The following is a 22,842-nucleotide window of genomic DNA, read 5'->3' as shown; positions in this document are numbered from 1 at the left end:
TAATCCACTGAGGGTAAACACCTCTAAAGAAAAACTTTAGAAGATGCTTATTATTTAGAATAAAGCTCTATGATTAAGTGTTCAGCTATTTCAAGATCTATATCTTCTCTGTTTGGAAGAGCAGTTACAGTTGCAGTCATATTTTCTACGCTTGCATCTATCCATCTTGGAGCTACTTTTGTATTTGCTTCTACTATACCTTTGAATTTAGCAGATGATTTAGAATTTTCTTTAACTGCTATAACATCTCCAACTTTTACAGTTATTGAAGGTATATCAACTTTTTTACCATTTAAAGTAAAGTGTGCATGAGTTATTAATTGTCTAGCTTCTTTTCTAGAGTTAGCTAATCCCATTCTGTAAACAACATTATCTAATCTTCTTTCTAATAAGCTTAATAAGTTTTCACCAGTTTTACCTGACATTTTCTCAGCACGTTCGTACATGTTTCTGAATTGAGTTTCTAAAACTCCGTATATTCTCTTAACTTTTTGTTTTTCTCTTAATTGTAAACCATAGTTAGAAACTTTTTTTCTCCCTTGTCCATGTTGTCCTGGAGCATAGTTTCTTTTAACTATAGCACATTTATCTGTATAACATCTATCACCTTTAAGGAATAACTTCATTCCTTCTCTACGGCATTGTCTGCATGATGCACCAGTATATCTTGCCATAATTACACCTCCTAATTATACTCTTCTTCTTTTTGGTGGTCTACATCCGTTGTGTGGGATTGGAGTAACATCTTTTATCATTGTTACTTCTAGTCCAGTAGCTTGTAAAGCTCTTATAGCAGCTTCTCTTCCTGAACCTGGTCCTTTTACGAATACTTCAACACTTTTTAAACCGTGTTCCATTGCAGCTTTAGCAGCAGTTTCTGCAGCCATTTGAGAAGCAAATGGAGTTGATTTTCTTGATCCTTTAAATCCTAATTGTCCTGAAGATGCCCATGATATAGCATTTCCATGAACGTCAGTTAAAGTAATTATAGTGTTGTTAAAAGTTGATTGTATATGTGCATGACCACGGTCTATGTTTTTACGTTCTCTTCTTCTTACACGAGTAACTTTCTTTTTTTGTTTAGCCATTGTTCGATTTCCCTCCTATCCTAACTTATTATTTTTTCTTCTTACGAGATACAGTTTTTCTAGGACCTTTTCTAGTTCTAGCGTTAGTCTTAGTTTTTTGCCCTCTTAGCGGTAAACCTTTAGCATGTCTTATACCTCTGTAGCATTTTATATCTCTTAATCTTTTTATATTTAAAGCGATTTCTCTTCTTAAGTCACCTTCAACTAAGAAATCAGTGTCTATTATTCTTCTTAATGTATTAACTTCATCATCTGATAAATCTTTGATTCTTACATCTGGATTTATCTCAGCTTTTGCTAATATTTCATTAGCAGTCGCTCTACCTATACCATATATATAAGTTAAGCCTATTTCCGCTCTTTTTTCTCTAGGTAAATCTACCCCAGCGATTCTTGCCATTACTTGCACCTCCTACGACTTAGTTATTTTCCTTTTAATTGTTTTACTTGGATATTGGTTAAAAAGTATCCAAGTACTGTATTTCCAACGCATCCAGTCAATGTCACATTTAAACATTATAACATATTTGGCGACTTTATGCTAGTAATATTTTCTTATCCTTGTTTTTGTTTGTGCTTAGGATTTTCACATATAACCATTACTTTACCTTTTCTTTTAATGATTTTACATTTTTCGCACATTGGTTTTACTGATGGTCTTACCTTCATTATTATCCCTCCTTAGACTAGTACATAGCCTATTTCTTACGCCAAGTGATTCTTCCTCTTGTAAGATCATAAGGTGAAAGCTCAACATTAACCTTATCACCTTCAAGAATTCTTATGAAGTTCATTCTTAACTTACCAGATAAATGGCATAATACCTCATGTCCATTTTCTAGTCTAACTTTAAACATAGCGTTTGGTAAGTTTTCAATAACTGTACCTTCAAATTCTATAACATCTTTTTTGGCCATTATATAATCAGCCCTCCATTTTACATTTAAATACTTAGAACTAAATGCAATTTTTGTGATAGCATTATACTATCCGTTTTATAAACTAGTTAATATAAGAGGTTCATCCTCTGTTATTGCTATCGTGTGCTCATAGTGAGCAGAATTTTTTCCATCTCCCGTTACTATTGTCCAACCATCGGCTAAACAGTAAACATGGTGACTGCCTTGATTAATCATAGGTTCTATAGCTAATACCATTCCTGATTTTAGCACAGGACCTTTATTAGGTTTACCATAGTTTGGAATATTTGGAGATTCATGAAGATCTTTACCAATCCCATGTCCAACTAATGACCTAACTACCGAAAAACCATTTTTTTCTGTGTGTGCTTGTATTGTGTGTGAGATATCCGAAAGTCTATGTCCAACTTTCGCCAATTCAAGTCCTTCATAGAAGCTTTCTTTAGTAACTTCTATGAGCTTCCTATTTTCTTCAGATATCAGGCCAACTCCATGAGTCTTCGCAGAGTCACCATGGTATCCTTTATAATAGGCGCCTATATCTATACTTATAATGTCTCCCTCTTTTACTATTTCATTACCAGGAATTCCATGCACAACTTTGTTGTTAATAGAAGCACATATACTTCCTGAAAATCCTCCATAGCCTTTAAAAGATGGTACTGCATTATATTTTTTTATATTTTCTTCAGCTATTTTATCTAACTCTAAAGTAGATATTCCCGGAATAATAGCCTCTCTAATAACTTCATGAGTGTCAGCGACGATTTTCCCCGCTTCCCTCATAAGTTCAATTTCTGATTTAGATTTTATAATAATCATTAATTATTTACTACTTTCTAAAGCAGACACTATATCATTAAATACTTTATCTATAGATTGTTGACCATTTATATAAGCTATTATACCTGCTTTAGAATAATAATCAGCTAATGGTTTTGTTTCATCTAAGTAAACTTGTATTCTTTTTGATACAGTTTCTTCATTGTCGTCAGCTCTTTGATAAAGCTCACCTTTACATATATCACAAACTCCTTCTTCTTTCGAAGGGTTAAATTCTATATGGTAAGTAGCACCACAAGATTTGCAGATTCTTCTACCAACTGCTCTTGCTACTAATTTTTCTTTATCAACTTCTATGTTGATAACTTTATCTAATGCCATTCCTGTATCTTTTAGGAAAGCATCTAACTGTTCAGCTTGAGCTACATTTCTTGGGAATCCATCTAACATGAACCCGTTTTTACAATCATCTTGAGATAATCTATCTGTAACTAATCCTACAGTTAATTCATCAGGAACTAATAACCCTTGGTCCATAAACTCTTTAGCTTTTTTTCCAAGATCTGTTCCTTCTTTTATATTTTTTCTGAATATATCTCCTGTTGATATATGAGGTATTTGGTATTTTTCAACTATTCCTGCAGCTTGAGTACCTTTACCAGCCCCAGGAGGTCCTAATAATATAAGTCTCATACTATCATCTCCAATTTATTTTAAAAATCCTTGATAACTTCTCATAACAAGGTGTGACTCTAATTGTCTCTTAAGTTCAAGAGCTACCCCTACAACGATTAGTATAGACGTTCCAGCTAAGCTCATTTGAACATTCAAGAAATGTACTGTGAATGCTGGTATCATCGCAATTATAGCCAAGAATACAGCTCCTGCTAATGTTAGCTTTGATAATATTTTATTTAGATAATCAATTGTAGGCATTCCAGGTCTTACTCCAGGAATAAATCCACCATTGTTTTTCATATTTTCTGCTATATCTTCAGTATTGAATGATATAGTAGTGTAGAAATATGAGAAAAATACTATCAATAGAACTTCTAAAGATCTATATATCCAAAAACCTATGTTTGAACTTGTACTTAGGTAAGTTGATACAAATGTTTGAGCACTTTCTCCCATGAACACTGCTATAGTTTGTGGAAAAGCTAAAAGTGAACTAGCAAATATTATTGGCATAACACCTGATTGGTTTACTTTCATTGGTATATGAGAACTGTCTCCTCCATATAACTTTCTTCCAACAACTCTCTTAGCATATTGCACTGGAATTTTTCTAACTGCTTCATTTATATATGTTACTGCCATTATAGTTATTAGCATTACAACAACAATTAACATTGCAGCCCATAAAGCTAAACTTCCTTGATTTACATCTTTTACAGTTCCAATTAGATCTGTTGGTATTCTTGATATAATACCAACGAATATTATAATTGAACTACCATTACCTAAACCTTTTTCAGTAATTCTGTCACCCATCCACATTACAAGCATACTGCCGGCAACTAAAGTTACTATAACTGTTAAAATGAAAAATATGCTATCAGATGCTAAAGCTGATCTTACAATCCCTAGTGTAATACCTATAGCTTGTACAAACCCTAATGCTAAAGCTGTATATCTAGTATATGCATTCATTTTTTTTCTACCTTCTTCACCAGACTTTTGTAGTTCTTTTAAACTATCAAACCCGATTGTAAGAAGCTGTATAATAATTGAAGCTGTAATAAACGGCCCTATACCTAATGCAAATAGAGTAAAGTTACTGAAAGCGCCCCCAACAAACATATTATATAGGGAAAGTAGGCTATTGTTGCCTACCATATCCTTTATAATACTGGTATTGACTCCAGGAACTGGTATAGTAGTACCTATTCTAAATATTAGAATCATCATTAGGGTATATAAGATTCTTTTTCTTACATCTTTAACTTTCCAAGATTGTTTTATCTTTGATAGCACGTAATCACCCCACAAGTATTGCTAGAAAGCTTAAATTATACTAATTCAGCTTTTCCTCCAGCTTTTTCTATTTTCTCTTGAGCTGATGCTGTGAATTTAGCAGCTTTAACTGTAACAGCTTTTTCAAGATTTCCTTGTCCTAATATTTTTATACCGTCTTTTTCTATTTTACTTACAGCACCTGTAGATTTTAATAATTCTGCAGTTACCTCAGTACCATTTTCGAATCTATTTAAAAGTTCAACATTAACTTCTGTATATTGCTTTTTAAATATATTTGTGAAACCTCTTTTAGGTAATCTTCTAGCAAGTGGCATTTGTCCACCTTCGAATCCTACTCTAACTCCACCACCTGAACGAGACTTTTGTCCTTTTTGTCCACGTCCTGCAGTTTTACCTTGACCAGTAGCAGTACCTCTACCTAATCTTTTCTTAGCTTTTACTGCTCCTTTAGCAGGTTTTAACTCATGTAGTTTCATGGATTGCACCTCCTTCTTATTCCGTATATAAATTATTCAGTTATTTCAGTTATTTCAACTAAGTGACTAACTTTTTTGATCATACCTCTCATTTGAGCATTATCTTCTTTAACAACTACTTGTTCTCTTTTTGTTAATCCTAACGCTTCCACGTTTTTTCTTTGGTTAGGAGTAGTTCCTATTGTACTTCTAACTAATTTGATTTGTAATTTAGCCATTTCACACTACCTCCTTAGCCTAAAAGATCTTCAACTTTTTTACCTCTTAGTGCAGCTACACCTTCAGCTGTTTTAAGAGATTTAAGTCCTTCTATTGTAGCATTTACTAAGTTTCTTGGATTTCTAGTTCCTAAGCATTTCGCTCTAACGTCTTTTAATCCAGCTAATTCTAATAAGTCTCTAGCAGCACCACCAGCGATAACCCCTGTACCTTCTTGAGCTGGCATTATTATTATTCTTCCAGCACCGAAGTGTCCGATAACTTCGTGAGGTATAGTAGTTCCTACCATAGGTACTCTTATAAGATTCTTTTTAGCATCTTCTACTGCTTTTCTTATAGCATCTGGAACTTCCATAGCTTTTCCAGAACCTATTCCAACGTGTCCGTTTTCATCTCCAACAACTACTAAAGCTGCGAATCTAAAGTTTCTACCACCTTTAACAACTTTAGTAACACGTCTAACTTCAACAACTTTTTCTTGTAAGTCTAGTTGTCTCGCATCTATTAATTTACGACGCATGTGCATGTCCCTCCTTTTTTAATTAGAATTTAAGACCAGCTTCTCTTGCAGCTTCAGCTAATTCTTTTATTCTTCCATGATATAAGTATCCACCTCTGTCGAATACAACTTCAGTTATACCTTTTTCTACAGCTTTCTTAGCTACTAATTGTCCAACTAATTTAGCTGCTTCTTTGTTTCCTGTATGATTAACAGCACCCTTAACATCAGCTTCTAAAGAAGAAGCAGCAACAAGAGTTACTCTATTAGTGTCATCTATTATTTGAGCATATATATTGTTTGAACTTCTAAATATACATAATCTTGGTCTTTGAGTAGTTCCAGATATTTTTCTTCTTACTCTCTTATGTCTTTGAAGTCTTATAGCATTTTTATCAGCTTTCTTTAACATTGAGCTCACTCCTTTCAACCTTTATTTAATTAGGCTTACTTTTTACCAGTTTTACCTTCTTTACGTCTTACAACTTCACCAGCGTATCTTATACCTTTACCTTTGTATGGCTCTGGTTTTCTCCAGTCTCTTATTTTAGCAGCATAGTTACCAACTAATTGCTTGTCTATACCTTTTACTACTAATTCAGTTTGATTTGGAGATTCTACAGTTATTCCTTCTGGATCTACCATTTCAACTGGATGAGAGTATCCTAAGTTCATAACTAATTTATTTCCTTGCTTTTGTACTCTGTATCCAACACCTACTAATTCTAATTTCTTTTCGAAACCAGCATTAACTCCTATTACCATGTTATCTATTAAAGTTCTAGTTAATCCGTGTAATGATCTGTGTTGTTTGTTATTTGTTGGTCTTTCAACAGTTATAACATTTCCTTCTTGTTTTATAGTTAAAGCACCATCAAATTGTTTTGTTAAAGTTCCTTTAGGTCCTTTTACAGTTACTGTATTATCAGCAGCTATAGTAACTTCAACACCAGCTGGTACTGTTATTGGTTTAACACCTATTCTTGACATAGTCGCACCTCCTTACTTAGTTCGATTGATTACCAAACGTAGCAGATTACTTCTCCACCAACATTTTCTTTTCTTGCTTGTCTATCAGTTAATATACCTTTTGAAGTAGATATTATAGATATTCCTAATCCATTTAATACCTTTGGTACTTCATAAGCATTTGTATAAACTCTCATACCAGGTTTAGATATTCTCTTTATACCTTGTATAACTCTTTCGCCTGATTGTCCGTACTTTAATTGTATTCTTATTATTCCTTGTTTTTCATCTTCTATAACATCATAACCTCTAACGAAACCTTCTTCTAATAAGATTCTAACTATCTCTTTCTTTATGTTAGAAGCAGGAACGTCAACAGTTTCATGCTTAACAGTGTTCGCATTTCTTATACGAGTCAGCATATCTGCAATTGGATCTGTCATTGTCATATTGAAACCCTCCTTTCAGTTTAAAAAAATCTTACCAACTTGCTTTTCTTACACCAGGTATTTGACCTTTATAAGCTAATTCTCTGAAGCATATACGGCATATACCAAAGTTTCTTATTACAGAATGTGGTCTACCACATATTGAGCATCTAGTGTATTCTCTTGTTGAATACTTTTGCTTTTTTTGTTGCTTTACAACCATCGCTTTTCTAGCCACTGGAATCCCTCCTTTAATTATTTAGAAAATGGCATTCCTAATAATTTTAATAATTCACGAGCTTCTTCGTCTGTTTTAGCTGTAGTAACGAATATTACATCCATTCCTCTAACTTGATCTATTTTATCATATTCTATTTCTGGGAATATTAATTGCTCTTTAACACCTAAAGCGTAGTTTCCTCTACCATCGAAAGCGTTAGGATTAATTCCTCTGAAGTCTCTAACTCTTGGTAAAGAAACAGAAACTAATTTATCTAAGAAGTAGTACATTTTGTCAGCTCTTAATGTAACTTTTGCACCTATTGGCATATCTTCTCTTAATTTAAAGTTAGCTACTGATTTTCTAGCTCTAGTTATAACTGGTTTTTGACCAGATATTATTTCCATTTCTTCTACTGCTTTTTCTAATCCTTTTGGATTTTCTTTAGCATTTCCAACACCCATATTGATAACTATTTTATCTAATTTAGGTATTTCCATTATGTTTTTGTATCCAAATTTCTCCATCATCGCTGGAGCAACTTCTTTATTGTATTTTTCTTGTAATCTAGAAGCCATTTAAGGACCCTCCTTTCAAGCTATATTATATTTCTTTTCCGCTCTTAACTGCTACTCTAACTTTTTTACCGTCTTTCATTTCAAATCTAACTCTTGTTCCTTTTCCTGTTTCAGGATCAACTGGCATTACATTTGAAACGTGTATAGCAGCCTCTTTGTTTACTATTCCACCTTGTGGGTTTATAGCACTTGGTTTTTGGTGTTTAGTTACAACGTTAACACCTTCAACTATTACTTTATTAGTCTTAGGGAATACTTTAACAACTTTCCCTGTTTTACCTTTATCTTTACCAGCTATAACAACAACTGTATCTTCTCTTTTAACACGCATCATGTCCTATTGCACCTCCTTATTATAGTACTTCTGGAGCAAGAGATACTATTTTCATAAATTCATGATCTCTTAACTCTCTTGCAACAGGCCCGAATATACGAGTTCCTACTGGAGTTTTGTCGTCTTTTATTATAACTGCAGCATTTTCATCAAATGCTATATAAGATCCGTCGTTACGCTTCATACCTTTTTTTGTTCTAACTATAACAGCTTTAACAACTTTACCTTTTTTTACAACTCCACCAGGTGTTGCACTTTTAACAGTAGCAACGATTACGTCACCTACGTTACCATATCTTCTTTTACTTCCACCTAATACACGGATACATAAAAGTTCCTTTGCACCAGAATTGTCAGCAACTTTTAAACGTGATTCTTGTTGTACCATATCGTAATACCTCCTTTTCGAAAAACTATTTAACCTTTTCGATAACTTCTACTAGTCTGAAGTGTTTATCTCTTGATAACGGTCTAGTTTCCATTATCTTAACTCTATCTCCGATTGAACATACATTGTTTTCATCGTGAGCCTTGAACTTTTTAGTTCTTTTAACAGGCTTGTTATATAACTCATGACGTACGAAATCTTCAACAGCAACTACTATAGTTTTATCCATTTTGTTACTTACAACACGGCCTATTCTAACTTTTCTTCTTCCTCTTTCCATGTTTAAAAAGCCTCCTCTCCAAATTAAGCTCTAGTTTCGTTTAACTTTCTTTCAGCAAGGATAGTTTTAACTCTAGCTATATCTTTTTTAACAAACTTAATTCTTGCTGTGTTTTCTAATTGACCAGTAGCTAATTGGAATCTTAAGCTAAATAATTCACTTTTGAAGTCATTTAATTTACTCATTAGCTCTTCGCTTGTTAAATCTCTTAGTTCATTAGCTTTCATCCTATTCACCACCCTTTACTTCTAAATCTTCTTTTTTAACAAATTTACATTTGATTGGAAGTTTATGTGCAGCAAGTCTCATAGCTTCTCTAGCTTTTTCTTCATCTACACCTGCTAATTCGAACATAACTCTTCCTGGTTTTACTACGGCTACCCAATATTCTGGAGAACCTTTCCCAGCACCCATACGAGTTTCAGCTGGTTTTCTTGTTACTGGCTTGTGAGGGAATATTTTTATCCAAACCTTCCCGCCTCTTTTTATATATCTAGTCATAGCTATTCTGGCAGCTTCTATTTGATTAGAAGTTATCCAAGATGCTTCCATAGCCATTAAACCGAACTCTCCATAAGTAACTTTGTTACCCTTTTGAGCCTTACCAGCCATGCTTCCTCTATGAACTCTACGACGTTTTACTCTTTTTGGCATTAACATGAGTGTTTCCTCCTTCCTCGAACCTTACTATTATTTATTACCTTTGTTTTCAGTTCTTTGAGGTCTTTGTCCTTGAGGTCTTTGTCCTTGTTGCGGTCTTTGACCTCTTCTATCAGTTCCTCTAGAATCTCTTCTTCTATTATCTCTCTTGTTATCTCTTCTGTCTCTTCTATTATCTTTTCTTTCTTCTCTTGGATTTATTCCGTTTTTAGTTGGTAATACTTCACCATGACAGATCCAAACTTTTATACCTATTTTTCCATAAGTAGTATCAGATTCAGCAAATCCATAGTCTATATCAGATCTTAAAGTTTGAAGAGGCACGTTTCCTTCACTGTATCCTTCAGTTCTAGCCATTTCAGCTCCACCTAGTCTACCTGATGCAGAAACTTTTATACCTTTAGCTCCAGCTTTAAGTGCTCTTTGAACAGCTTGTTTCATAGCTCTTCTGAAAGCAACCCTTCTTTCTATAGCTAAAGCTATGTTTTCAGCAACTAATTGAGCGTTTTTATCTGTAGCTTTTACCTCAACTATGTTTACTATTATATTTTTCTTAGTCATTTTTTCTAACTCAGCTTTTAATGCTTCTATTCCTGCACCAGCTCTTCCTATAACAACACCTGGCTTAGCAACATGAAGATCTAATTTGATCTTGTTAGCAGATCTTTCTATCTCTATTTTAGCAACTCCAGCAGAGTATAATTTATTCTTTAAGAATTTACGTATATTGTGGTCTTCTAATAATAATGCTCCGAACTCTTTTTTATCAGTTGTGAACCATCTTGAATCCCAATCTTTTATAACACCGACTCTTAATCCGTGTGGGTTAACCTTTTGTCCCATTTATTTCCCTCCTATCCGTGACTATTTTTTTTCTTTTATAACTACTTCTATATGAGAAGTTCTTTTTCTTATCATAGTAGCTCTACCTTGAGCTCTAGGCATAAATCTCTTTATTGTTGGCCCTTGGTTAGCAACTATTGATTCTATATATAAATTTTCAGCGTTCATTTCGTGGTTGTTCTCAGCATTAGCCTTAGCAGACTTAACAACTTTTGCTATATCTGCAGCAGCACCTCTAGGAGTGAATTTTAATATTGCTAATGCTTCATCAACGTTTTTACCTCTAACAAGTGAACATATTTGTCCAGCTTTTCTTGGTGATACACGTACATATTTTGCAATTGCTTTTGCTTCCATTGTTTATTCCTCCTTCCTTAGTCAGAATGTATTATTTTCTCTTATTACTCTTTTCGTCGTCTTTGTGTCCTTTGAACGTTCTAGTAGGAACAAATTCTCCTAATTTATGTCCAACCATATCTTCTGTTACATAAACAGGTATATGTCTTCTCCCATCGTGAACAGCTATAGTGTGTTCTACCATTTGAGGGAATATTGTTGAACTTCTTGACCAAGTCTTTATAACTTCTTTATTTCCTGATGCATTCATAGCTTCAACTTTTTTTAATAGTCTAGCATGTACAAAAGGTCCTTTTTTAGTTGATCTTGACATCTAATTTCCTCCTCTCTGAGTAAAATAAATTCATAAAATCTATTTAATCATCTATTATTTAGTTCTTCTTGAAACTATTAATTTATTAGATGCTTTGTTTTTCTTTCTAGTTTTGTATCCAAGTGCAGGTTTACCCCATGGAGTAACTGGTCCAGATCTACCGATTGGAGCTCTACCTTCACCACCACCGTGAGGGTGATCACAAGGGTTCATTACAGATCCTCTAACTGTAGGTCTTATACCCATATGTCTAACTCTACCAGCTTTACCTATAACAACGTTACCGTGTTCTACGTTACCAACTTGTCCTATAGTAGCTTTACACTCTATTGAAACATATCTCATTTCTCCTGATGGTAATCTTAATAAAGCTTTTGTTCCTTCTTTAGCCATTAATTGAGCAGAAACACCAGCAGATCTAACTAACTGAGCTCCTTTTCCTGGTTTTAATTCTATGTTGTGAATTACTGTACCAACTGGCATATTTTTTAATGCTAATGCATTACCTGGTTTTATATCAGAATCTGGTCCTGACATTAAAGTATCTCCTACTTTTATTCCAACTGGAGCTAATATATATCTCTTTTCACCGTCAGCATAGTTTAATAAAGCTATGTTAGCAGTTCTGTTTGGATCATATTCAATAGTTGCAACTTTTGCAGGTATTCCATCTTTATTTCTTTTGAAATCTATTACTCTATATTTTCTTCTGTTTCCTCCACCTCTGTGACGAACAGTTATTTTACCGTGAGCATTTCTACCAGAGTTCTTTTTTAAAGAAACTAAAAGAGATTTCTCTGGTTGGTTAGTTGTTATCTCATCAGAAACTAAAACTGTCATTTGTCTTAAGGCAGGAGAAGTCGGTTTAAACTTTTTAATAGCCATCTTTTTTCCTCCTTACGTTAATTAAGGTATTACATTCCTTGGAAGAATTCTATTTCTTTAGAATCAGCAGTTAACTTAACTACCGCTTTCTTGAAACTTGCAGTTCTTCCTACACTTCTACCCATTCTTTTAACTTTTCCATCGTAGTTTAATGTATTTACTTTTTCAACATTAACTCCGAATATAGTTTCTACAGCTTTTTTTATTTCAGTTTTGTTAGCTTTTTTGCTTACTACAAATGTGTATTTGTTTTCAGTCATTTCTGCCATACTTTGTTCTGTAACGATTGGTTTTATTATTATATCGTGTGGATTAGTCATTATGCGTACACCTCCTCCACTTTTTTAACAGCATCTGTTGTTATTACGAAAGAATCGTATTTTAAGATATCATAAACATTTATAGTGTTAACTAATGCAGTTTCAACACCTTGTATATTTGCTGCTGATTTTATTACGTTTTCATTTTTCTCAGCCATTACTACTAAAGCTTTTTTACCAGCATTTATGTTTTTTAATACAGCTGCAAAATCTTTAGTTTTAGGAGCTTCCATAGTTAAAGAATCTAATACTATTATTTCGTTGTTTTGTACTTTTGAAGATAAAGCAGATTTCATAGCTAATCTTCTAACTTTCTTAGGTAAAGTGTATCTGTAATTTCTTGGCTTTGGTGCAAAAGCAACTCCTCCACCTATCCATTGTACAGCTCTTATAGAACCTTGTCTTGCTCTACCTGTTCCTTTTTGTTTCCAAGGTTTTCTTCCGCCACCTCTAACTTCTGCTCTAGTTTTTGCAGATTGAGTACCTTGTCTTTTATTTGCAAGTTGGTTTTTAACTACTTCATATAAAACATGTTCGTTAACTTCAACATTGAATATAGAATCTGCTAATTCTATTTCACCAACATTTTGTCCATTCATATTCAATACATTTAATTTTGGCATTGTGCATCCTCCTTTCTTAGGTTAGTCTTATTTAGAAGCCTTAACTGCTTCTTTTATTGTTACTACTGAACCTTTAGCTCCTGGTATAGCACCTTTAACTAATATAAAGTTCTTTTCAGCATCAACTCTTACTACTTCTAAGTTTTGAACTGTAACTTTAACGCTACCCATGTGTCCAGCTAATTTTTTGTTTTTGAAAACTCTACCTGGGTAAGAACAAGCTCCCATTGAACCTGGTCTTCTGTGGTATCTAGAACCGTGAGATTCAGGACCTCTTGATTGACCATGTCTCTTTATTGGACCTTGGAATCCTTTCCCTTTAGATATTCCTGTTACATCTATCATTTCACCTGCAGCAAATACGTCAGATTTTATTTCTTGTCCAACTGTATAAGCATCTACAGACTCAACTCTAAATTCTTTTAAATGTTTTTTTAATGTGTTAGCTGCAGCTAAGTGTCCTTTTTGAGGTTTGTTTAAAGATTTTTCTTTAGCATCTACAAAACCTACTTGAACTGCATTGTATCCATCATTTTCTATTGTTTTAACTTGTGTTACAACAACCGGTCCTGCCTCAATAACTGTTACTGGGATTACTTCACCAACTTCAGTAAATACTTGAGTCATACCTATTTTTTTTCCTAATATTCCTTTCATATTAGCACCTCCTATAATTCTTACAGCGGATTACCTAACTCGGTAATCATTCTAAGATAGTCACCTTATAGGATAATATCTTAGGTGTTTGTTCTTATAACTTTATTTCTATATCAACACCTGCTGGTAAGTCTAATTTCATTAAAGAATCAACAGTCTTAGGTGTTGGGTTTGTTATGTCTATTAATCTTTTGTGAGTTCTTATTTCGAATTGTTCTCTAGAATCTTTATATTTATGAACAGCTCTTAATATAGTAACTACTTGTTTTTCTGTTGGTAGTGGCACAGGTCCTGAAACTTGTGATCCAGCTTTTTTAGCAGTTTCAACTATTTTTCCAGCAGAAAAATCTAATAATTTGTGATCATAAGATTTTAATCTTATTCTTATTTTTTCATTTTTAGCCATGTTTTATTTCCCTCCTTCTTCGCTTGTTTATCATTAGCCCTTATTCATTTTAATACCGATACACAGTTCCGGGTGTTCCTGTTTTTTAAAAGTAAAAATACTAAAATTTCAAGACCAATTCTCTTTTCTTAATTCGTATCTCTCAAGCACACTATTATATTTTATCTTATTATTAACTTTTTTTCAAGATATTTTTTTATTTTTTGTATACATTTTTTTAATCTTTACATTCAAAAAAAAATTATCTTTTTTCCTTACAACGACTTGATTAGTATATAATTTTTTCGCTTACTTGTCAACATAGTATACAAAAAAAGAGAGGTTTAACCCCCTCTTTCTTTCTATATATAAATAATCTAAAAATAGATTATTCTACTATCGTTGCAACAACTCCTGAAGCTACTGTTCTTCCACCTTCTCTGATGGCGAATCTTAATCCTTCTTCAACACATATAGAGTTTATTAAATCAACTTCTATAGTTACGTTATCTCCAGGCATTACCATTTCTGTTCCTTCTGGTAATTTACAAGCTCCTGTTACGTCAGTTGTTCTGAAGTAGAATTGTGGTCTGTATCCATCGAAGAATGGAGTATGTCTTCCACCTTCTTCTTTTTTAAGAACGTATATCTCTGCAGTGAACTTTGTATGAGCGTTAACTGAACCTGGCTTAGCTAATACTTGTCCTCTTTCGATATCATCTCTTTGAACACCTCTTAATAATGCTCCTATATTATCTCCAGCTTGAGCGCTATCTAATAATTTTCTGAACATCTCAACACCAGTTACAACAACTTTTCTTGGTTCTTCAGTTAATCCAACTAATTCAACCTCGTCTTGTACTTTTAATACTCCTCTTTCTACTCTACCTGTAGCAACTGTTCCTCTTCCTGTTATAGAGAATACGTCTTCTACTGGCATTAAGAATGGCTTATCTACATCTCTCTCTGGAGCTGGTATATATTCATCTATTTGCTCGAATAATTCTATTATTTTGTCTCCCCACTCTGATGAAGAATCTTCTAATGCTTTTAATGCAGATCCTCTTATTATTGGAGTGTCATCTCCTGGGAATTCATACTCGCTTAATAATTCTCTTACTTCCATTTCAACTAATTCTAATAACTCTTCATCGTCTACCATGTCACATTTGTTTAAGAATACTACTATGTATGGTACACCAACTTGTCTTGATAATAGTATATGCTCTCTTGTTTGAGGCATTGGTCCATCAGTTGCTGAACAAACTAATATAGCACCGTCCATTTGAGCAGCACCTGTTATCATGTTTTTAACGTAGTCAGCATGTCCCGGACAGTCAACGTGAGCGTAGTGTCTGTTTGGAGTTTCGTATTCAACGTGAGCTGTTGATATTGTGATTCCTCTTTCTCTTTCTTCTGGAGCTTTATCTATGTTAGCGAAATCTACAGCTTCTCCTAAGTTATATCTGTCATGTAATGTTTTTGTTATTGCAGCTGTTAATGTAGTTTTACCATGGTCAACGTGACCTATTGTTCCTATATTAACGTGTGGTTTATTTCTTTCAAATTTAGCCTTAGCCATTGTGAAATACCTCCTAATATATTTTATTATTATAATTTATTATCATAAGACGAGGATGAACCTCGTCTTACTAATTTATTTATTTACAAAGTAAATAATTGTTATTTACCTTCAGCAACTTTTTTAGCAACACTTGCTGGAACTTGCTCATAGTGATCGAATATCATTGTGTAAGTTGCTCTACCTTGAGTAGTAGATCTTAATTCAGTAGAGTATCCAAACATTTCTGAAAGTGGAACGAATGCATTTATAACTTGTGCACCACTTCTAGCTTCCATACCTTGGATTAGACCTCTCTTAGAGTTCAGTCCACCCATAACATCTCCCATGTACTCTTCTGGAGTAACAACTTCAACTTTAAAGAATGGCTCAAGTAATACTGAGTTACCTTTCTTAAGAGCTTCTTTCATAGCCATTGAACCAGCCATTTTGAATGCCATTTCTGATGAATCGACTTCATGGTAAGAACCATCATATAATTCAACAGCAACGTCAACAACTGGGTAACCAGCTACTAAACCAGATTGCATCGCACCTTGGATACCAGTATCAGTTGGTCCAACGTATTCTTTAGGTACAGATCCACCAACAGTTTTGTTTTCGAATTTGTATCCAAGACCTGGCTCTTGTGGATTAACTCTAAGCTTAACATGACCGTATTGTCCTCTACCACCTGATTGTTTAGAGTATTTGTACTCTACATCAACTGGTTGAGTTATAGTTTCTCTGTAAGCAACTTGAGGAGCACCAACATTGGCTTCCACTTTGAATTCTCTTAATAATCTATCAACGATTATCTCTAAGTGTAATTCACCCATACCTGATATTATAGTTTGTCCTGTTTCTTCATCAGTTTTAACTGTGAAAGTTGGATCTTCCTCAGCTAATTTTTGAAGAGCTATACCCATTTTTTCTTGAGCAGCTTTAGATTTTGGTTCTATAGCAACAGATATAACTGGTTCAGGGAATTCCATAGATTCAAGTATTATTGGGCTAGCTGGATCACATAAAGTATCTCCAGTAGTAGTATCTTTAAGACCTACCGCTGCAGCTATATCTCCAGCGTATACTTCAGTTATTTCTTCTCTTGTATTAGCATGCATTTGAAGGATACGACCTATTCTTTCTCTCTTACCTTTAGTAGAGTTAAGAACATAAGATCCACCTTGCATTACACCAGAGTAAACTCTGAAGAATGCTAACTTCCCAACAAATGGGTCAGTCATTATTTTGAATGCTAAAGCTGAGAATGGTTCTTCATCAGATGAGTGTCTTTCATCTTCTTCTCCACTTTCTAATACACCTTTTATAGATGGTATATCAGTTGGAGCTGGCAAGTAATCAATAACACCATCTAACAATAACTGAACACCTTTGTTCTTGTATGCAGAACCACAGAATACTGGGTTCATTTCACATGCTATAGTAGCTTTTCTTATAGCAGTTTTTATTTCTTCTATAGAGAACTCTTCTCCTTCAAGATATTTCATCATTAACTCTTCATCAGTTTCAGCTACAGCTTCGATTAATTTTTCTCTCCACTCAGCAGCTAATTCTTTCATATCTTCTGGTATTTCAGTTCTTTCTATTTCTCTTCCTAAGTCGTCTTTGTATATGTGAGCACACATTTCTACTAAGTCAACTTCACCTTCTAACCAATCTTCTTTACCTATTGGTAATTGAACTGGTACAGCATTTGCATTTAATCTATCTTTCATCATTTGTACAACATTGTAGAAATCTGCACCCATGATGTCCATTTTATTTACGAATGCCATTCTAGGTACTCCGTAGTTATCTGCTTGTCTCCATACGTTCTCAGATTGAGGTTCAACCCCACCTTTAGCACAGAATACAGCAACAGAACCGTCAAGAACTCTTAGAGATCTCTCAACTTCAACAGTGAAATCCACGTGTCCTGGAGTATCTATTATATTTATTCTATGGCCTTTCCATTGAGCAGTAGTAGCGGCAGAAGTTATTGTTATACCTCTTTCCTTCTCTTGCTCCATCCAGTCCATTTGAGAAGCTCCTTCATGAGTTTCTCCTATTTTATGAGTTTGTCCAGTATAGAATAGGATTCTTTCTGTAGTAGTAGTTTTTCCTGCATCTATATGGGCCATTATTCCTATATTTCTAGTTTTCTCTAAAGGAAACTTTCTAGCCATGGTTATCCTCCTTAAGATATCCTTTATTATTTCATATCAAACAAATTCTATTCTTCATTTGTATAAAATTAGAATCTGTAATGAGCAAATGCTTTATTAGCTTCTGCCATTTTATGAGTATCTTCTCTCTTCTTAACTGATGCACCAGTGTTATTAGCAGCATCCATTATTTCTTTAGCAAGCTTTTCAACCATACCTTTTTCACCACGAGCTCTAGTATAGTTTACTAACCATCTTAAACCTAAAGTTTGTCTTCTTTCTGGTCTAACTTCTATTGGAACTTGATAGTTAGCTCCACCAACTCTTCTTGCTTTAACTTCTAAAACTGGCATTACATTGTCCATAGCTTTGTTGAATACCTCTAAAGCATCTTCTCCAGTTTTTTCAGCAACTATAGCAAAAGCATCATACACGATTGTTTGAGCTTTTCCTTTTTTTCCGTCTATCATTAAATTGTTTATTAATTTACTTACCACTTTACTTCCATACATTGGATCTGGTAAAACTTCTCTTTTTGGAACATTACCTTTTCTTGGCATTTTGCTTCCCTCCTTAATTATTTAATCTTAAATCATAGGTACTCGACATAATAAAATGCCGTGATGCCATAAATACGAATATATATTTAAAGCACCGCACTATAATATTGTCATTTTATTGTTTAGTTTAGTAATCTATTTTTTTGCAGCTTTAGGTCTCTTAGCACCATACTTAGATCTTGATTGCATTCTCTTATCAACACCTGCAGTATCTAATGTACCTCTTAGTATATGGTATCTAACCCCTGGAAGGTCTTTTACTCTTCCTCCTCTTATAAGAACAACACTATGCTCTTGTAAGTTGTGTCCTTCTCCTGGTATATAAGCAGAAACTTCTATACCATTAGTTAATCTAACTCTGGCAACTTTTCTTAAAGCTGAGTTAGGTTTCTTAGGAGTAACTGTCTTTACTGAAGTACAAACTCCTCTTTTTTGTGGAGCACTAGCATCAGTAGATTTTTTGTGTAAAGAGTTGAACCCTTTTTGTAATGCTGGAGCAGTAGATTTCTTTTCTATTGCTTTTCTACTTTTACGAACTAATTGGTTAATTGTTGGCATCATCTGCACCTCCTTTTCAATATTTTCGATCTTAAATGATCGCCAACTAAATCAATATGAATTCATACTGACTTTGTAATAGTTTGTCACTATAAAATGTCATAAAAAGCCACTATAAATATAGAGGCAACATTTAATAGTTTGGTACTTATAGTTCTTTAATTATATATAAATGCTTATTTAAAAGTTTACTAAAAACCAGTGGTTTAAAGTAAACTTTTAAATTTCACACTTTTACATTTTAACATCACCGTCAATCGATGTCAAGAACTCTTTAATTTGCATTTTTGTATTATTCTTCTATCTTTTCAACGGCTATATTTCTATATTTTTTCATTCCTGTTCCTGCTGGAATTAACTTACCTAATATAACATTTTCTTTTAGTCCTATTAAGTGGTCTTCTTTTCCTTTTATTGCAGCTTCAGTTAAAACTCTTGTAGTTTCTTGGAATGAAGCAGCTGATAGGAATGATTCTGTAGCAAGAGATGCTTTAGTTATTCCAAGTAATACTCTCTTAGCTGTCGCTGGTCTAAGTCCATTAGCTATAGCTTCATCATTACATTTTTCAAACGTTAATACATCTTCGTAACCACCTGGTAATAAATCTGTATCTCCTGGATCTTCAACCTTCACTTTAGATAGCATTTGTCTTACTATAACTTCTATATGCTTATCGTTAACGTCAACCCCTTGAAGTCTATACACTCTTTGAACCTCTTTAACTATATATCCTTGAACTCCACCTATACCTTGAACTCTTACGATATCATGTGGATTTATAGAACCTTGTGTTAAAGGATCTCCAGCTTTAACCATTTGGCCTTGTTTAACTCTCAATCTAGAGTTGTAAGCTATTGAGTAAACTTCTTTTTCACCTTCATTAGGTACAACTATTATTTCTTTTCTCTTACCAGTTTCATCTATTTCAACTCTACCGTCTATTTCGGCTATTACAGATAAACCTTTAGGTTTTCTTGCTTCGAATAACTCTTCAACCCTTGGAAGACCTTGAGTTATATCTCCACCGGCAACCCCACCTGTATGGAATGTACGCATTGTAAGCTGTGTACCTGGTTCACCGATTGATTGAGCAGCTATTATACCTATAGCTTCACCTATATTAACTTCTTTTCCAGTAGCTAAGTTTCTACCATAACATTTCGAACAAACACCATGTCTAGTTTTACAGTTAAGAACAGTTCTTATTTGAACTTCTTCTATTCCCGCTGCCACTATTTCTTCAGCTTGTTCTTCCATTATCATAGCATCAGATTCTACTATAACTTCTCCTGTATTAGGATTTACTATAGGATCTATAGTATATCTTCCTACAATTCTGTCATATAATTCTTCAATAACTTCGTTACCTTCTTTTATAGCTACGATTGTTGAAGTATCAGTAGTTCCACAATCATAATCTCTAACTATAACATCTTGAGAAACGTCAACAAGTCTTCTCGTTAAGTAACCTGAATCGGCTGTACGAAGAGCTGTATCTGAAAGTCCTTTTCTCGCACCATGCGATGATATAAAGTATTCCATAACTGATAACCCTTCACGGAAGTTAGATTTAACTGGAATTTCTACTGTTTTACCAGATGCATTGGCCATCAAACCACGCATACCAGCTAACTGTCTTATTTGGTTCTTAGAACCTCTGGCTCCTGAATGGGCCATTATATAGATGTTATTCATTCTTTCAAGTCCATCCATAAGTGCATCAGTTACTTTATTAGTAGTTTCTGTCCAAGTTTCTATAACTTTTTCATATCTTTCTTCATTAGATATAAGTCCTCTTCCGTAAGCTTTTTCAAACTTATCAACTTGTTTTTCAGCAGCAGCTATATATTCTGCTTTTTCTTTTGGTACTTTCATATCTGCAACTGCAACTGTTATACCACCAACTGTAGAATATTTAAATCCTAAGGCTTTTATGTGATCTAGAACTTCTGCAGTTTTTGTATTACCATGTCTTCTAAAGCATTTGTCTATTATTTTTCCTAATGCTTTTTTATCAACTAAGAAATCTATTTCTAATTTAAATGGATCTACATTTCTATCTACAAATCCTAAGTTTTGAGGCATATTTTCATTGAAAATAAATCTACCTACAGTACTCTCTATTAATCCTTTTTTTCCATTTGGGAATACTTTTCTTACTTTAACAGTAGCATGTAATTCAACAGCTTTAGTTTGGTAAGCCATTAATAATTCATTGTAGTCTTTAAATATACTTCCTGTTCCTTTTTCTCCACCTTGTGATTCTATTGTTAAGTAATAACTTCCTAGAACCATATCTTGAGATGGAGTAGTTATTGGAGTACCATCTTTAGGCGCAAGTATATTATTTACAGAAAGCATTAAGAATCTTGCCTCTGCTTGTGCTTCAACAGATAAAGGAACGTGAACGGCCATTTGGTCACCATCGAAGTCAGCATTGTATGCTGTACATACAAGTGGATGTAGCTTAATTGCTTTTCCTTCAACTAATATTGGTTCAAATGCTTGTATACCTAATCTGTGTAGTGTCGGTGCACGGTTAAGTAAAACTGGATGACTCTTGATTACATCTTCAAGTACATCCCATACTTCTGGTTTTACTTTTTCAACTATAGATTTAGCACTCTTAATATTGTGTGCATAACCTTCTTTAACTAATCTATCCATTACAAATGGCTTGAATAATTCAAGAGCCATTTTTCTTGGAAGACCACATTGATAGAATTTAAGTTCTGGTCCAACAACGATAACAGAACGTCCTGAGTAGTCAACACGTTTACCAAGTAAGTTTTGACGGAAACGTCCTTGCTTACCTTTTAACATGTCTGATAAAGACTTAAGTGGTCTATTACCAGGTCCAGTTACTGGTCTTCCCCTTCTACCATTATCTATTAGAGCATCTACTGCTTCTTGAAGCATTCTCTTTTCATTTCTAACGATGATATCAGGAGCTCCAAGTTCTAATAATCTTTTAAGTCTGTTATTTCTATTTATAACTCTTCTATATAAGTCATTTAAGTCAGAAGTTGCAAACCTACCTCCATCTAATTGAACCATCGGTCTTAAATCTGGTGGAATTACTGGTATAGCATCTAATATCATCCATTCTGGTTTATTTCCAGATTTTCTGAATGCTTCAACAACTTCTAATCTTCTTATTGTTCTTACTCTTTTTTGTCCAGTGCTGTCTTTTAAGTCATCTCTTAACATTTTAGACTCTTTTTCTAAGTCTATTTTTTGTAAAAGTTTATTAACAGCTTCTGCACCCATTCCAACTTCAAAAGTGTTTCCATGCTCTCTATAAACAGTTCTAAACTTATCTTCGTTTATTAACTCTTTTTCGTTTAATCCTGTTTCTCCTGGATCAATAACAACATAAGAAGCAAAATATAATATTTTTTCTAGTGATCTAGGTGACATATCAAGCAAAAGACCCATTCTACTTGGTATTCCTTTGAAGTACCATATGTGAGACATAGGAGCTGCAAGCTCTATATGTCCCATTCTAGATCTTCTTACTTTAGATTTAGTGACTTCAACACCACATCTATCGCATATTACACCTTTATATCTAACTCTTCTGTATTTCCCACAATGACATTCCCAGTCTTTTTGTGGTCCAAATATTCTTTCACAGAATAAACCGTCTTTCTCTGGCTTTAAAGTACGGTAGTTTATCGTTTCTGGTTTTTTTACTTCACCATAAGACCATTCTCTTATTCTTTCTGGAGAAGCTAATCCTATTTTAATCGACTCGAAATTGTTTAATTCAAACAAGGAGTTCTCTCC

At 33.8% G+C, this 22,842-nt stretch carries 34 protein-coding genes; all 34 read right to left on the bottom strand.

Going from position 1 to position 22,842, the window contains the following annotated elements:
* Positions 1 to 50 precede the first annotated feature (50 nt).
* The 34 genes from rpsD to rpoC all read right to left on the bottom strand — a co-directional run bounded on the left by rpsD (position 51) and on the right by rpoC (position 22,830).
* Positions 51 to 674: a 30S ribosomal protein S4 gene (gene rpsD / locus TVTCOM_RS00730; RefSeq protein WP_434797955.1), complete on the bottom strand. Its 624-nt coding sequence runs from the start codon at positions 672 to 674 to the stop codon at positions 51 to 53.
* Positions 675 to 689: 15 nt separating this feature from the next.
* Complete coding sequence (gene rpsK, locus TVTCOM_RS00725) at positions 690 to 1,088, bottom strand: 30S ribosomal protein S11 (protein ID WP_018590393.1); 399 nt, start codon at positions 1,086 to 1,088, stop codon at positions 690 to 692.
* 28 nt (positions 1,089 to 1,116) lie between these two features.
* Positions 1,117 to 1,488 (bottom strand): 30S ribosomal protein S13, encoded by a 372-nt coding sequence (gene rpsM / locus TVTCOM_RS00720; RefSeq protein WP_039680326.1) that lies wholly within the window; start codon positions 1,486 to 1,488, stop codon positions 1,117 to 1,119.
* 155 nt (positions 1,489 to 1,643) lie between these two features.
* On the bottom strand, positions 1,644 to 1,757 hold the full coding sequence (gene rpmJ / locus TVTCOM_RS00715; protein ID WP_018590391.1) for a 50S ribosomal protein L36: 114 nt from the start codon (positions 1,755 to 1,757) through the stop codon (positions 1,644 to 1,646).
* A 29-nt stretch (positions 1,758 to 1,786) separates the two neighbouring features.
* Positions 1,787 to 2,005 (bottom strand): translation initiation factor IF-1, encoded by a 219-nt coding sequence (infA, locus tag TVTCOM_RS00710; RefSeq protein ID WP_039680327.1) that lies wholly within the window; start codon positions 2,003 to 2,005, stop codon positions 1,787 to 1,789.
* Between the two features lie 78 nt (positions 2,006 to 2,083).
* Positions 2,084 to 2,830, bottom strand: coding sequence for a type I methionyl aminopeptidase (gene map, locus TVTCOM_RS00705; protein ID WP_434797954.1), 747 nt, complete (start codon positions 2,828 to 2,830; stop codon positions 2,084 to 2,086).
* Positions 2,831 to 2,833: 3 nt separating this feature from the next.
* On the bottom strand, positions 2,834 to 3,484 hold the full coding sequence (locus tag TVTCOM_RS00700) for an adenylate kinase (RefSeq protein WP_434797953.1): 651 nt from the start codon (positions 3,482 to 3,484) through the stop codon (positions 2,834 to 2,836).
* A 15-nt stretch (positions 3,485 to 3,499) separates the two neighbouring features.
* Positions 3,500 to 4,768 (bottom strand): preprotein translocase subunit SecY, encoded by a 1,269-nt coding sequence (gene secY / locus TVTCOM_RS00695; protein WP_434797952.1) that lies wholly within the window; start codon positions 4,766 to 4,768, stop codon positions 3,500 to 3,502.
* A gap of 35 nt (positions 4,769 to 4,803) precedes the next feature.
* On the bottom strand, positions 4,804 to 5,247 hold the full coding sequence (rplO, locus tag TVTCOM_RS00690; RefSeq protein WP_039680330.1) for a 50S ribosomal protein L15: 444 nt from the start codon (positions 5,245 to 5,247) through the stop codon (positions 4,804 to 4,806).
* Positions 5,248 to 5,279: 32 nt separating this feature from the next.
* Positions 5,280 to 5,465, bottom strand: coding sequence for a 50S ribosomal protein L30 (gene rpmD / locus TVTCOM_RS00685; protein ID WP_434797951.1), 186 nt, complete (start codon positions 5,463 to 5,465; stop codon positions 5,280 to 5,282).
* A gap of 14 nt (positions 5,466 to 5,479) precedes the next feature.
* Positions 5,480 to 5,986 carry a 30S ribosomal protein S5 gene (gene rpsE / locus TVTCOM_RS00680; protein WP_434797950.1) on the bottom strand — a complete coding sequence of 169 codons (507 nt, stop codon included), beginning with the start codon at positions 5,984 to 5,986 and terminating at the stop codon, positions 5,480 to 5,482.
* Between the two features lie 22 nt (positions 5,987 to 6,008).
* The gene (gene rplR, locus TVTCOM_RS00675; RefSeq protein ID WP_018590383.1) at positions 6,009 to 6,377 is read right to left on the bottom strand and encodes a 50S ribosomal protein L18; all 369 of its coding nucleotides are present in this window, start codon (positions 6,375 to 6,377) and stop codon (positions 6,009 to 6,011) included.
* Positions 6,378 to 6,412: 35 nt separating this feature from the next.
* Positions 6,413 to 6,955, bottom strand: coding sequence for a 50S ribosomal protein L6 (gene rplF / locus TVTCOM_RS00670; RefSeq protein ID WP_434797949.1), 543 nt, complete (start codon positions 6,953 to 6,955; stop codon positions 6,413 to 6,415).
* Positions 6,956 to 6,984: 29 nt separating this feature from the next.
* Entirely contained in the window at positions 6,985 to 7,383 is a 399-nt protein-coding gene (gene rpsH / locus TVTCOM_RS00665) for a 30S ribosomal protein S8 (protein ID WP_148490100.1), read from the bottom strand.
* Positions 7,384 to 7,414: 31 nt separating this feature from the next.
* Complete coding sequence (locus TVTCOM_RS00660) at positions 7,415 to 7,600, bottom strand: type Z 30S ribosomal protein S14 (protein WP_018590380.1); 186 nt, start codon at positions 7,598 to 7,600, stop codon at positions 7,415 to 7,417.
* 17 nt (positions 7,601 to 7,617) lie between these two features.
* A complete protein-coding gene (rplE, locus tag TVTCOM_RS00655; RefSeq protein WP_434797948.1) occupies positions 7,618 to 8,160 on the bottom strand; it encodes a 50S ribosomal protein L5 in 543 nt (180 codons plus the stop codon).
* Positions 8,161 to 8,185: 25 nt separating this feature from the next.
* A complete protein-coding gene (gene rplX / locus TVTCOM_RS00650; RefSeq protein WP_026255079.1) occupies positions 8,186 to 8,491 on the bottom strand; it encodes a 50S ribosomal protein L24 in 306 nt (101 codons plus the stop codon).
* A 22-nt stretch (positions 8,492 to 8,513) separates the two neighbouring features.
* Entirely contained in the window at positions 8,514 to 8,882 is a 369-nt protein-coding gene (gene rplN, locus TVTCOM_RS00645; RefSeq protein WP_018590377.1) for a 50S ribosomal protein L14, read from the bottom strand.
* A 25-nt stretch (positions 8,883 to 8,907) separates the two neighbouring features.
* On the bottom strand, positions 8,908 to 9,162 hold the full coding sequence (rpsQ, locus tag TVTCOM_RS00640; RefSeq protein ID WP_434797947.1) for a 30S ribosomal protein S17: 255 nt from the start codon (positions 9,160 to 9,162) through the stop codon (positions 8,908 to 8,910).
* Between the two features lie 23 nt (positions 9,163 to 9,185).
* Positions 9,186 to 9,389, bottom strand: coding sequence for a 50S ribosomal protein L29 (gene rpmC / locus TVTCOM_RS00635; RefSeq protein ID WP_434797946.1), 204 nt, complete (start codon positions 9,387 to 9,389; stop codon positions 9,186 to 9,188).
* A 1-nt stretch (position 9,390) separates the two neighbouring features.
* A complete protein-coding gene (rplP, locus tag TVTCOM_RS00630; protein ID WP_018590374.1) occupies positions 9,391 to 9,822 on the bottom strand; it encodes a 50S ribosomal protein L16 in 432 nt (143 codons plus the stop codon).
* 30 nt (positions 9,823 to 9,852) lie between these two features.
* Positions 9,853 to 10,665 carry a 30S ribosomal protein S3 gene (gene rpsC / locus TVTCOM_RS00625; protein WP_434797945.1) on the bottom strand — a complete coding sequence of 271 codons (813 nt, stop codon included), beginning with the start codon at positions 10,663 to 10,665 and terminating at the stop codon, positions 9,853 to 9,855.
* A gap of 21 nt (positions 10,666 to 10,686) precedes the next feature.
* A complete protein-coding gene (gene rplV / locus TVTCOM_RS00620; RefSeq protein ID WP_434797944.1) occupies positions 10,687 to 11,022 on the bottom strand; it encodes a 50S ribosomal protein L22 in 336 nt (111 codons plus the stop codon).
* 31 nt (positions 11,023 to 11,053) lie between these two features.
* Positions 11,054 to 11,335 (bottom strand): 30S ribosomal protein S19, encoded by a 282-nt coding sequence (gene rpsS / locus TVTCOM_RS00615; RefSeq protein WP_434797943.1) that lies wholly within the window; start codon positions 11,333 to 11,335, stop codon positions 11,054 to 11,056.
* Between the two features lie 54 nt (positions 11,336 to 11,389).
* Positions 11,390 to 12,220 carry a 50S ribosomal protein L2 gene (gene rplB / locus TVTCOM_RS00610; RefSeq protein ID WP_434797942.1) on the bottom strand — a complete coding sequence of 277 codons (831 nt, stop codon included), beginning with the start codon at positions 12,218 to 12,220 and terminating at the stop codon, positions 11,390 to 11,392.
* A 29-nt stretch (positions 12,221 to 12,249) separates the two neighbouring features.
* Positions 12,250 to 12,540, bottom strand: a complete 291-nt coding sequence (rplW, locus tag TVTCOM_RS00605; RefSeq protein WP_434797941.1) for a 50S ribosomal protein L23 — start codon at positions 12,538 to 12,540, stop codon at positions 12,250 to 12,252.
* On the bottom strand, positions 12,540 to 13,163 hold the full coding sequence (gene rplD / locus TVTCOM_RS00600; protein ID WP_434797940.1) for a 50S ribosomal protein L4: 624 nt from the start codon (positions 13,161 to 13,163) through the stop codon (positions 12,540 to 12,542). The genes rplW and rplD overlap by 1 nt, the downstream gene beginning before the upstream one ends.
* Before the next feature lie 27 nt (positions 13,164 to 13,190).
* The gene (rplC, locus tag TVTCOM_RS00595; RefSeq protein ID WP_434797939.1) at positions 13,191 to 13,820 is read right to left on the bottom strand and encodes a 50S ribosomal protein L3; all 630 of its coding nucleotides are present in this window, start codon (positions 13,818 to 13,820) and stop codon (positions 13,191 to 13,193) included.
* 94 nt (positions 13,821 to 13,914) lie between these two features.
* Positions 13,915 to 14,226: a 30S ribosomal protein S10 gene (rpsJ, locus tag TVTCOM_RS00590; RefSeq protein WP_018590366.1), complete on the bottom strand. Its 312-nt coding sequence runs from the start codon at positions 14,224 to 14,226 to the stop codon at positions 13,915 to 13,917.
* A 367-nt stretch (positions 14,227 to 14,593) separates the two neighbouring features.
* A complete protein-coding gene (tuf, locus tag TVTCOM_RS00585; RefSeq protein WP_434797930.1) occupies positions 14,594 to 15,787 on the bottom strand; it encodes an elongation factor Tu in 1,194 nt (397 codons plus the stop codon).
* Between the two features lie 101 nt (positions 15,788 to 15,888).
* Positions 15,889 to 17,955 (bottom strand): elongation factor G, encoded by a 2,067-nt coding sequence (gene fusA / locus TVTCOM_RS00580; RefSeq protein WP_434797938.1) that lies wholly within the window; start codon positions 17,953 to 17,955, stop codon positions 15,889 to 15,891.
* A gap of 68 nt (positions 17,956 to 18,023) precedes the next feature.
* Entirely contained in the window at positions 18,024 to 18,494 is a 471-nt protein-coding gene (gene rpsG / locus TVTCOM_RS00575; RefSeq protein ID WP_018590911.1) for a 30S ribosomal protein S7, read from the bottom strand.
* 135 nt (positions 18,495 to 18,629) lie between these two features.
* Positions 18,630 to 19,052 carry a 30S ribosomal protein S12 gene (rpsL, locus tag TVTCOM_RS00570; RefSeq protein ID WP_018590910.1) on the bottom strand — a complete coding sequence of 141 codons (423 nt, stop codon included), beginning with the start codon at positions 19,050 to 19,052 and terminating at the stop codon, positions 18,630 to 18,632.
* Positions 19,053 to 19,344: 292 nt separating this feature from the next.
* On the bottom strand, positions 19,345 to 22,830 hold the full coding sequence (gene rpoC, locus TVTCOM_RS00565; RefSeq protein ID WP_434797937.1) for a DNA-directed RNA polymerase subunit beta': 3,486 nt from the start codon (positions 22,828 to 22,830) through the stop codon (positions 19,345 to 19,347).
* Positions 22,831 to 22,842: the final 12 nt, after the last annotated feature.

The organism is Terrisporobacter vanillatitrophus, from assembly GCF_051148895.1.
In the GTDB taxonomy this organism is placed as follows: domain Bacteria; phylum Bacillota; class Clostridia; order Peptostreptococcales; family Peptostreptococcaceae; genus Terrisporobacter; species Terrisporobacter vanillatitrophus.
The sequence above is the reverse complement of the archived record's forward strand: the minus strand, read 5'-3'. Positions and strand labels throughout refer to the sequence as shown.